This is a genomic window from Bartonella sp. W8122, assembly GCF_016102485.1.
GTDB lineage: Bacteria > Pseudomonadota > Alphaproteobacteria > Rhizobiales > Rhizobiaceae > Bartonella > Bartonella apihabitans.
In genome coordinates, this window is sequence record NZ_JACFOO010000001.1 from 2,160,563 (window position 1) to 2,172,240 (window position 11,678).

The 11,678-nt window shown below is 48.1% G+C and carries 6 protein-coding genes and 1 tRNA gene; 3 read left to right on the forward strand and 4 right to left on the reverse strand.

What is annotated here, in order from left to right; translation table 11 throughout:
- Nucleotides 1-111: 111 nt before the first annotated feature.
- On the reverse strand, nucleotides 112-1,119 hold the full coding sequence (locus H3S83_RS09400; protein ID WP_077972234.1) for a Gfo/Idh/MocA family protein: 1,008 nt from the start codon (nucleotides 1,117-1,119) through the stop codon (nucleotides 112-114).
- Nucleotides 1,120-1,291: 172 nt separating this feature from the next.
- On the opposite strand from H3S83_RS09400, the gene H3S83_RS09405 reads away from it, so the two are divergent.
- Together H3S83_RS09405 and H3S83_RS09410 are read left to right on the forward strand one after the other, a co-directional pair.
- A tRNA-Met gene (locus H3S83_RS09405) sits at nucleotides 1,292-1,368 on the forward strand.
- 1,402 nt (nucleotides 1,369-2,770) lie between these two features.
- On the forward strand, nucleotides 2,771-4,444 hold the full coding sequence (locus H3S83_RS09410; protein WP_198239510.1) for a formate--tetrahydrofolate ligase: 1,674 nt from the start codon (nucleotides 2,771-2,773) through the stop codon (nucleotides 4,442-4,444).
- A 989-nt stretch (nucleotides 4,445-5,433) separates the two neighbouring features.
- On the opposite strand, the gene H3S83_RS09415 is transcribed toward H3S83_RS09410, so the two are convergent.
- The 3 genes from H3S83_RS09415 to H3S83_RS09425 form a co-directional block, all read right to left on the reverse strand.
- Nucleotides 5,434-5,580 (reverse strand): hypothetical protein, encoded by a 147-nt coding sequence (locus tag H3S83_RS09415; protein ID WP_198239511.1) that lies wholly within the window; start codon nucleotides 5,578-5,580, stop codon nucleotides 5,434-5,436.
- Between the two features lie 223 nt (nucleotides 5,581-5,803).
- Nucleotides 5,804-8,989 (reverse strand): efflux RND transporter permease subunit, encoded by a 3,186-nt coding sequence (locus H3S83_RS09420; protein WP_198239512.1) that lies wholly within the window; start codon nucleotides 8,987-8,989, stop codon nucleotides 5,804-5,806.
- On the reverse strand, nucleotides 8,986-10,350 hold the full coding sequence (locus H3S83_RS09425) for an efflux RND transporter periplasmic adaptor subunit (protein WP_198239513.1): 1,365 nt from the start codon (nucleotides 10,348-10,350) through the stop codon (nucleotides 8,986-8,988). The genes H3S83_RS09420 and H3S83_RS09425 overlap by 4 nt, the downstream gene beginning before the upstream one ends.
- 219 nt (nucleotides 10,351-10,569) lie before the next feature.
- Between H3S83_RS09425 and H3S83_RS09430 the strand changes: the two genes are divergently transcribed.
- On the forward strand, nucleotides 10,570-11,202 hold the full coding sequence (locus H3S83_RS09430; protein ID WP_198239514.1) for a TetR family transcriptional regulator: 633 nt from the start codon (nucleotides 10,570-10,572) through the stop codon (nucleotides 11,200-11,202).
- Nucleotides 11,203-11,678: the final 476 nt, after the last annotated feature.

The following is an 11,678-nucleotide window of genomic DNA, read 5'->3' on the forward strand; positions in this document are numbered from 1 at the left end:
CTATAATTGTTTAGCTGGCCGAATCATTCATTGGCGCGGCTTGCCTAACATAACGCCTTAGACGAACAATATGTAATCAAAGTTCTATGACGCATGTAACAGCTTTTTACATTATTTCTTTGCCGTTTCTTTATTTTTTGCCTGCGTTTTACCAGAAATTTCCTTTGCTTTATGATGGACACTGCCGGCCGTCAGAATACGCAAAACGGCAATGGCTTCATCGCCATTGGTGCGCGGTTCCTCACGGGTTTCGATACAGTGCAGGAAGTGCTGCAATTCGCGGGTAAGCGGCATTGCTTCTTCAACCGGAATATATTCCGGCTCGTCGGCGGTAAATGCCCATTGATTATTATCCTGCCAAACCTCGAAACGATAAATGGCAAGCTTTCTTCCCCAAGGTTCGACATCATCAAACACGGCCATGGCTTTGGTGCCAACCACCGTCAAACGCCGTTCACGATAGGGATTAAGGCGGGACGCAAAAAGGTGGCTGCGCATGCCATTGGGAAATTTCATATGGACATGGGCAAAATCGGACAAGTTGTCGATAATCGCCGCGCCCTCGCCGTGAATTTCCGACGGTTCGCATTTTGTTATAGCCAAAATCATTGAAAGGTCGTGGGGCGCGAGATCCCACAATGCATCACTTTCAGTGTGGAACTTGCCAAGCCCCAAACGGTGTGCATGAATATAGCGCACTTCGCCCAATGCGCCTTGATTGACAAGTTCAAGCAATTTTTCAAATGCCGGATGGTAGCGCAAAACATGCCCCACCATGAAGATGCGCTTGTGTTCGCGTGCAATGCGCACTTCGCGCTCTGCATCCTCGACATTAAGCGCAATCGGTTTTTCAACCAGCACATCCTTACCGCCTTCAATCGCCCTGATGGCGTTTTCCGCATGAAATTGCGGCGGCAGTGCCAGAACCATAGCGTCTATATCTTTACGGGTGAAAATCTCTTCAACGGGGATTGCCTCGACATCGTGTTCTGCTGCAAACCCTTCCGCACGATGAACGTTCACGTCGGAAACGGCTGCGAGCGCTCCCAGACTTTTCAAAGTACGTATGTGATTGCTCCCCCAATAACCACATCCCAAAACTGCTACGCGTGGAGCCATTGTCTATGCCTTATCCTTATTGCTGAACTGAAAAGCAATATCTTATCTGTTCAATATCGGTCATGAACGCCATTGACAAGAGAAAAGCTCAAAAACGATGCTTGACAGAGTGGGATTGAACCCCTTATATCGCCGCCACGGCTAAATGTTTTTTTAAAAAGACATTTTTTGTGGCGGAGTAGCTCAGTAGGTCAGAGCAGAGGAATCATAATCCTTGTGTCGGGGGTTCAAATCCCTCCTCCGCTACCAAAGCCGCCGTTTCTCCCCTTTTTGATTGCTTCCCGCTTGATCGCTTTTAATAGCTTTCCGCTTGATCGCTTGCTTCATAACGATAAAGTCTTTCATAATGGCTTTCGTCTCGGGAAATCGGGAGCCTTGATTTTTTAAAAAACTTGTTCCCGAGGTGCCGCGCCCCAAGTCTTGCTGTTTCAAGTTAAAAACGCCGCATCGCCGGTCTTTTTGCCGCACTTTTTGCTGGTTAAAAGCACAAAACCGGTAGCCGAGGCGCATCAAGATTTCATTCGCTTTATGGGAAACGCAGCGCGTTTAGCAAAAAAGTGGCGCGGTAATTGAAGAAGTAGCGTGTTAAACGAAAAATCTGAACATTAAGCGAAAAAGCAGCGCGATTATTGGTCTGCCGCACGAGAAAGTCTATAAAATCCGGATAAAACGTATCTTAAAAAATGCGCCCTAAAAACCGTCCCTTAAAAAATCCGTTCAATTATTTAAAAAAGCGTTTTTCTTTTTTGAATAGAAAAATTTCCGATTTTTCTTTCCTCATCAATTTTAAGTAATCTTTGTATCATTATGGGGCAAATCAACCGGTTTTGATATTTCCCGCTTGAAGCTTTCAACCATTTGCGTATTGCGGCGCTATTCACCGCTTGTCTTGCGATTATCAGATTTCCGGCTTGTTTCTCCTCTTCCCCCATCATTTTTGTTACTTTGCCAAGTCGGGCTTATCCGGTTTTATTGAAACCTTTGATCTCGTGTTTTGGAGACTAAAAACACCGGCAAATGAACGAACCAATCCGGATGGATTTGTTGTTTTGTTTCTGCTGCTCGCTTTTTTTGGCAAGCCACCCATGTGGCGCTTTGTGATTCGTTTTGCTTTTCTCGTCTCTGGTCAAAAACATGAGCGTCGGAGGAAAAGCGTTTAAATATTACAACTGCTCCCCAATCCCTTTATTTTCCCGATTTTTCCTGTCCACCGGTTTCCGGCTATTTTTCGACTGTCTCGCTTAACCTATGAGTCTTCGTGCGAGAGTTTTCCTTCAAAAAATAAAATGTCAGGGAAGAATTGAGCAGCGGCGGGATTAAATTTTCAACAGCCCGAAATATTAAAGCGGTTTCGCGCCATTTGGCCGTTTTCTTTTAGGCTTTTTTCAAAATTATTTCCGTTCACTAACTTTACGGAGTTTATGCTGTTTCCAGCCGGCTACGCGCGCCGCAAAGGCAATTGGCCTTGGTTGAAAGCTTAAAAGAAAAGACAATTTTATGGTACGGTCATTGTTTATTGCCGGTTAAAAATGGCATTATTGTTAAATGTGGGGTAAGAAACCCCCATTGATTGACAAAATGGCAATCATTTTGCCAAATCGAAGAAATGACCGCAATTTTTACCTGTTGCGCCTGATAATAGAGAATATTGATGAATCTTTCAGATATTGAAATAGCCCGTCAAGCAACCAAACTGCCTATCCGTGACATTGCCGCCAAGCTTGATATTCCTTACGAAGATATTGTTCCTTACGGCCATGACAAGGCAAAAATCAGCGCGAAATATATCGAAACGCTCAAAAACAATAAAAACGGCAAACTTATTCTAGTGACCGCCATTAACCCGACACCGGCGGGCGAAGGAAAAACCACGACAACAATCGGCCTTACCGATGCGCTCAATCATATTGGAAAAAAAGCTGTCGCATCATTACGCGAACCATCCTTAGGGCCAAATTTCGGCCAGAAAGGTGGTGCAGCCGGTGGCGGACGTTCGCAAGTCATTCCGATGGAAGACATCAATTTGCATTTTACCGGCGATTTTCACGCCATCACATCGGCCAATAATCTTCTTGCCGCCATGGTGGATAACCACATTTATTGGGGCAATGAACAGAATATCGACTCCCGCCGGATTACATGGAAACGCGTGGTCGACATGAATGACCGTGCGCTTCGTGACGTTGTGCTTTCCCTTGGCGGGGTCAAAAACGGTTTTTGCCGCCAAAGCGGTTTCGATATTACGGTGGCCTCCGAAATCATGGCAATTTTCTGCCTTTCCGAAAACCTTGCCGATCTCACAAAGCGCTTGGGCAAAATCATTATTGGTTACCGTTACGATAAAACACCTGTCACCGCTTCCGACATTCATGCAGAAGGGGCAATGGCGGTTTTGTTGCGCGATGCTTTGGCGCCCAATCTGGTGCAGACAATCGAACATAATCCGGCTTTTATCCATGGCGGGCCTTTTGCCAATATTGCCCATGGCTGCAACTCGGTCATTGCCACAAAAACCGCGTTGAAGCTTGCCGATTATGTGGTCACCGAAGCGGGTTTCGGTGCTGATCTTGGAGCCGAGAAGTTTTTCGACATCAAATGCCGCAAAGCCGGATTGAAACCTGATGCAACCGTCATTGTTGCAACAATCCGTGCGCTGAAAATGAATGGCGGCGTTGCAAAAGGCGATCTTGCCCATGAAAATGTTGGGGCATTGAAAAAAGGCACAGCCAATTTGTTGCGCCATATTTCGAATATGGAAAAATATGGTGTGCCGGTCATTGTGGCGGTCAATTATTTTAATTCCGACACCGATGCGGAAATAGAGGCTTTACAGAAAATCGTTGCGGAGACCCACCATCAGGCCATTATTTGCCGCCATTGGGAAAAAGGTGGTGAAGGTGCCGAGGAACTCGCCCGTGCTGTCGTGCAGATGATTTCCGAAAACAAAAGCAACTTTCACCCACTCTATGCCGACAACTTGCCGCTGGAAGAGAAGATCAACACCATTGTGCGCGAGATTTATGGCGGGCGTGGTGCCGATATTCCGGCCAATATTCTGAACCAATTAAAGGCTTGGGACGAGGAAGGTTACGGGAACTTGCCGGTCTGCATGGCAAAAACGCAATATTCATTTTCGGCCGACCCGAAACTCTTAGGCGCGCCGGAAAATTTCACCATTCCTGTACGCGAGGTCAAATTGAGTGCCGGTGCCGGATTTGTTGTGGTGATTTGCGGTGATATCATGACCATGCCGGGGCTTCCCCGCCACCCGATGGCTGAAAAAATCCACCTTGATGAAAACGGGGAAATCGAAGGCCTTTCGTAATCTTCAGTCCGTTTTCATGAATAAGATCGGCTAACGGGCAATATATCCTGTTACCTGCCATTTCACGCGTTCTATAAGGTCGAGGTGCATGAAACATCCGTTTTCGTGACTGTTTTTGTCAGGCTTAATAACATTCGAGCGGCCAATTTCATGCGGCTTTTACGTCCTTCCCGTGAACTTTGCTGGATAGAACTTCGTAAGATTTATCTTGCGGTCGAGTGAAATCTTTTTACTCTGGTTCTGACCTTCATTAGATTTATTACTGCTATGGGGTAGCGCATCCCCTCTCTGTTCCTCAAACGCGGGGAATTTTTCTTGCTGGTGGACAGCTACTTATCATCCCAATCGCTGGCTTCAATGATTTAAAAGGTGTTGCGGCATCGCATCCTCGCCCTTTTTAGCGACTTTGGTAAATTTATTTTTGTTGCCGAGCGCTAACTTGCTAACCTATTTTCAAGCCTCCGGAGATCTACTCTTGCAGGTCAGCTGCGTTTTGCTGCTCTGCTCCCCTATTCAGAGGAATTTTTCTCGCTGGTGAGCACCAGCTTCTCATCCCATTCGCAGGCTTCAATGGATTTATTGGTGCCGCCGTATATCGCATCCCCGCCCTTTTCCCCGACTTTGGTAAATTTATTTTTGTTGCCGAGCGCTAACTTGCTAACCTGTTTTCAAGCCTTCGGAGATCTACTCTTGCAGGTCAGCTGCGTTTTGCTGCTCTATTCCTCAATTCAAAGGAAGTTTTCTCGCTGCCGAGCACCATCTTCTCGTTCTGCTCCTAAGCTTCAATAGATTTATTGGTTTTACAAAGTAGCGCATCCCCGCCCTTTTCCTCGACTTTGGTAAATTTATTTTTGTTGCCGAGCGCTAACTTGCTAACCTGTTTTCAAGCCTCCGGAGATCTACTCTTGCAGGTCAGCTGCGTTTTGCTGCTCTGTTCCTCAATTCAAAGGAATTTTCTCGCTGCCGAGCACCATCTTCTCGTTCTGCTCCTAAGCTTCAATAGATTTATTGGTTTTACAAAGTAGCGCATCCCCGCCCGTTTCCCCGAGTTTGATGATTGTTCCTGCCAGCGGCAATCCTTCTTTTATCCTCCCCCTATCCTTTTTCCGCCGGCAGTCTGGCTTTTCTGCCTGCATCTTGCCCCTTTCCGTTTTCCATTCGTCGTCGGGCTATCATTTTCTTGAAATCCTTAAAATTACATCGCTCCCCCAATCCTTTGGCTTGTACCGTGTGCCGCTGTGGGACCCGAAAGGATGACCGCGAGATTCAAGTCATTGAAATTCAAGTTATGGAACAATCGGGGCAATAAAAAACCCCGGTGGAGACCGGGGTTTTGTTTTTGGCTTTGTCAACAAGCAATCAGGCTTGTTGAACATTATTGCCTGACTGTTTGTCGGGTGCGGATTGCGCTTCCGGTGCATTGCCGCCATTTGTCGGCTCTCCACCAGCAGTTCTTCCGGCACGGTTTCCGCTAAACAGCCTGTAGAACATCGGGATAAAGAAGGTTGCAATACATGTTGCAGCCAACATACCGCCGATAACACCGGTACCAATTGCGTGACGGCTAGCGGAACCGGCACCGGTAGATCTTGCCAAGGGGACAACACCAAGGATAAACGCCAGAGATGTCATCACAATCGGGCGGAAGCGAAGACGTGCTGCAGAAATCGCCGCATCAATAGCCGATTTGCCGTTTTCACGCTCGAGCACAGCAAATTCGACAATCAGAATAGCGTTTTTCGCAGCCAGCCCCACAAGTGTAACGAGGCCGATCTGGAAATAAACGTCGTTGCTCAGCCCCCTTAGGTAAGTGAATGTCAAGGCGCCGGCAATTGCGAACGGCACAGCAGTGACAACCGCAAAAGGCAGGCTCCAGCGTTCATATTGCGCAGCCAGAATGAGGAACACCATAATGATACCAAAGATCATAGCGGTTGAACCGGCACCACCGGCCACAACTTCCTGATAGGCGGAACCTGTCCAGGCGATCTGGTAGGTATTGGGCAAAACCTTACCGGCAACTTCGGTCATGGCCTTGATCGCATCACCGGAGGTAAAGCCGGTTCCCGGATCACCCATGATCTTGGTGGCATAGAAAGCATTGAAGCGTTCAAGCTGGTCGGAACCGGTAATACGCGTTGTTTGGACAAGCGCATTCAACGGTATCATGCTGCCGGAATTCGACCGCACAAAGACCTGCTTGATGTCTTCCGCACTTTTACGGAACTCGCCTTCGGACTGGATTTTAACCTGATAGTTACGTCCGTAAAGGGTGAAGTCGTTGATATAGATGTTACCGAATGTTGCCGAAAGGGCATCATAAATCGAATTGATCGGCACATCCATAGCACGGGCTTTGACACGATCGACATGGAAGTCGTACTTCGGAACGTTCGGGTCAAAAGTGGTGCGGACATTCTTCAATTCCGGACGCTGGTTGGCAGCTTTGACGAGTTTCATTGTCATATTAAAGAGTTCATCAATCGAGCCACCGGCGCGGTCCTGCAGATACACTTCAAAGCCGCCTGTTGTCGAAAGGCCGGTAATGGGCGGCGGGTTGAAAGCAATGGTGACACCGTCCTTGATGCCTGACGTCATGCCGATGACTTGTGGGGCAATCACACGTGCATCATCCTTTGGATCGGGTCTTTCTTTCCAATCCTTGAACATGACGAACATGGCGCCCGAACTTGTCTTTAAACCGCCCGAAAGCAGGTCATAACCGGCAAGTTCGGCAATATTCTCAACCGCAGGGTTCTGCTTGAGAATTTTATAGGCCTTGTCGACAACACCTTGTGTTCTTTCAAGGGAGGAAGCCGAAGGCAGGAACGAAACCGCAAGCACATAGCCCTGATCTTCATCCGGAACGAGAGAGGAAGGAACCTTCTCGAACATAAAGACAGCAAAGACACAAACCAGCACAAAACCGATAATGCCATACCAGAATTTATGGACGAAGAAGCCGACACCGGAAACATAAAGATTGGTGATCTTCTGGAATGTTTCGTTAAACCAGCGGAACGGTGCAATCGGTTCGCTATGGCGCGGTTTCAACAAGAGCGAGCACAAAGCCGGTGTCAATGTCAAAGCCACAGTACCGGAGATCACAACCGAAATGGCGATTGTTACAGCAAATTGCTGATACATAACACCGGCCATACCGCCCATGAACGACACCGGAATGAACACGGCGCACAGAACCAGCACAATAGCGACAACCGGCCCTGTAACCTCGCTCATCGACTTGATTGCAGCATCATGCGGCGAAAGCTTTTCTTCCGACATAACGCGTTCGACGTTTTCCAACACCACAATCGCGTCATCAACCACAATACCGATGGCAAGCACCAGCCCGAACAGTGTCAACATATTGATCGAAAAGCCGAGCACGTAAATACCCGCAAACGTCCCGATAATGGATATTGGCACCGCGATAATCGGTATAAGCGTCGCTCGCCAGTTCTGCAGGAAGATAAACACAACCACAATAACAAGCAGAATAGCTTCGATGAAGGTGTGGACAACTTCCTCGACGGAAACCTGAATGAACTTGGTGGTATCGTAAGGTACCGAATATTCAATCCCCGGAGGGAAGGCAACTTTCAATTCATCCATACGTTGCTTGATCGCCTGCATGGTAGCAAGGGCGTTGGCACCCGGTTGCAGGAAGATCAGGATCGGCACCATCGGATTGCCGTTCAAATTGGATTCAATGAAATATTGTTGGGTACCGAGTTCGATACGCGCAACATCTTTCAAACGCAGAGAAGCACCGGTATCATCCGACCGCAGAATAATGTTACCGAATTCTTCTGTTGTAACAAGGCGGCCTTGCGTCGTTGCCGAATAGGTGAAAGCGCCATTAATATCTGGCTGTTCACCGATACGACCGACAGGATACTGATTGTTCTGTTCCTTGACCGCATTGATAACGTCGGTCGGTGTCATATTATATTGGGCAAGCTTGTCAGGCCGCAACCAGATACGCATCGAATAATCGACATGTCCAAGGACCTGCGCATCACCGACACCGGGAATACGTTTCAAATCGTCAACAACGTTAAGCAATGCATAGTTGCCGACATAAATACGGTCATAGGCATTGGTTGTCGAACGCATGGCAACAAGACCGAGAATGGAAGAGGAGCGTTTATCGGCAACAACACCGAGACGCTGCACTTCCTGCGGCAAAGTTGTCAAAGCACGTTGAACGCGGTTATTGACGTTAATGGTTGCCTGATCAGGGTCTGTTCCAAGCGCAAAAGTAACAGTGATCTGCAATGTACCGGACGCGTTGCTGGTCGATTGCATATAGATCATGTCTTCAACGCCGTTGATCTGCTGCTCAAGTGGCACAGCCACAGTCTGCGCCACTGTTTCGGCACTGGCACCCGGGTACTGCGCCGAAACCACCACTTGCGGTGGCAGCAAATCAGGATATTGGGCAATCGGCAATATGCGCATACACATAAAGCCGGCCAATACGATGATAATGGATATAACCGACGCGAAAACCGGTCGGTTAATAAAGAAACTATAGCTCATTGTGCAGGTCCCGAAGCTTTTGCATTGCCCCCGTTAGGTGCCTGTTGCGGCGCATCGTCGGTGACATTAACCATCAGGCTCTTGCCCTCGGGAACACGCATCAGCCCCTGTTCAATATAAACCTGGCCTTCGGTGACAACTTCATCTCCGTCACGAAGCCCCTGAACGATCTTGTTTTTGTCTTTTGAATCAAATTCGGCACTGTCAATCAGCCAGTCGCCATTTTGCATCTTGCGCACGGCCTTGACCGGACGTTGCTCGACAACCATCAACCGACCGGCCCGCTTTTGTGGCTGACCCTTGCCAGCATCGCCACCATTGGTGGCAGCCGGAGCTTGAGCCTCAGCACCTTTCGGAGCGTTCGGGTCGGCCTTTGGCGGCTCGGGCTTTTTCAACAAATAGACAAACTGGCCACTGCTGTTTTGGATGAGAGCCGATTCCGGAATGGTCATGGCATTCGCTAATTTGATACCGGTGACCGTTACGCGTACAAACATACCCGGAACCAGACGACGATCGGGGTTGGCAATAACAGCACGTGCACCCAAGGTTCCTGTCTGCTTGTCAATTGTCGGCGAGGTAAAATCGACCGTACCCTGTTCGGGGTAATCAACCCCTTCACCAAGGCGGACAGTGACTTTCAGATTGTCGATCTTTTCGCCGCGCTTCTGCATCTCGTCCATTAAATGGCGAATCTGGTCATATTCACCATCAGCAAAGGAGAAGTTGACATAGATCGGGTCAAGCTGGGTGATTGTAGTGAGCAGGCTCGACGTCGGGTCGGTTCCGATAAGCGAACCTTCCGAAACAGCCTCGCGACTGGTCAACCCGCTAATCGGGGCGGCAACTTTCGTATATTCGAGATTGAGTTCGGCAGTGCGCAATTCGGCTTTTGCCTGCATCAATGTTGCTTCATCGGCATCGCGTTTGGCAAAAGCCTGATCACGCAATGAAGTTGACTGGACTTTTTGCTTGACCAGTTCTTCGGCACGGTCGGCATCACGAACCGACTGGTCGTAATTGGCTTGTGCCTGCGCAACCTGTGCGCGCGCCGATGCAACAGCAGCCTCGTATTTGTCCGGATCAATCTCGAACAATATGTCGCCCTGCTTGACTTCCGAGCCTTCAACAAAATTGCGGTGCAACAAAATACCGCCGACACGGGCACGAACTTCGGTTTCACGATAGGCAACAACACGGGCTGCATATTCGTAATTTAACGGAACTTCTGCCTGATGGATAACCTTGCCGCTGGCTTGTGATGGCGGCGGCATATGTTTTTCCTGTTTGCCACAGGCAACGAGTCCAAAAGACAGCACGCCAACAAAAAGAGCGGCCGATATTTTCCTTAATAGTGTCATAGGATGTCAGACCTTGATATTTTTTTCGTGTCCGGTAAAATATACATACATGGATGTTTGTAAATAGCTAATTCGCTAATAACCACTTAATAACAGCAATAATAAGGCGTCACAACCGGCATGAAAGACTCAATCGAACTTTTTTAATCAGGATTTTGCTTTTTCAGGACAAGATGTGGTGTTTGCGGGGACTATGACGGGACAAAAAGGGGTAACAAGATGCGCCGGACAAAAGCCGCGGCAAGCGAGACACGTGAAGCCATTCTTGACGCTGCAGAAACGGCTTTTCTAACCAAAGGTGTTTCCAAAACGTCATTGAACGAAATTGCCGAACGGGCCGGCGTTACACGCGGAGCAATCTATTTCCATTTCCGCGACAAACCGGCCATTTATAATGCCATTATCGACCGCATCAAATTTCCGCAAGAAGACCTTATTGATGAAGTAAGCCGCAATGATTCTGTCAATCCGATTGATGTTTTAGAAAAATCGGCCTGTGCTTCGCTCAGCCGTTTTGCCGAGGACGAGCACCAGCAGCGGGTCATGACAATCATCACTTTGCGTTGCGAATATGTCGATGATTTTTCGCAAATGATATTACGCCTGAGGGAAGCCCATGACAGCATGCTCGATCTTTTTACACGCATGCTCTATGTGGCGCGAAGCCGCGATATGCTTTCCGATGAATGGGAACCCGAAGATGGCGCGCGCGTGCTTGTGTGTGTGGTGGGCGGCATTCTCCACGAGTGGCTGAATTCGGCAAAGAATTTCGACCTCTATGCGCTCGGTACACGATTGATTCTAAGCCAAACCCGCTCTTTCCGAAAAAATTCCCGCCAACTTATGGGATGAAGCGCCTTTAACCCTTGCACCCCCCGCCCTTAAAAACAAATGTGCCGCGCCATCAAAATTTTCAACTTCAAAACAATCCCCCTGCTCTATAGATAAATTACTGCGCCTTTTAAAAATCATACTGGCTTATAAAAATCGTCGCGCTTTTAAAAAGCAAAGCAATCGCCCCATTTCCCGTTTTTGCCATCCCCCCGTTTTCTGCTATTTCACTCGACATTTTTTTCGAGTGCCCCATAGTATTCGGCTTTGCCTTCAAAAAAGAGATTATCGGAAAAACACGTTTCTATTTTTTCTTTTACTTAAGCCCTGCTGCATCGAAATGTGCCAAACAAAAATACCGCTTTTCGGGCGAGATTTGTTCACATGGCTTTCAAGTTTCCATGAACCGGAGTTTTTCAAAACCGGAATTTTAAAAATATACGCCGATAACGACCGTCAGCCATTTGCAGACCATTTTTTGCGAGACCAAAAAACGG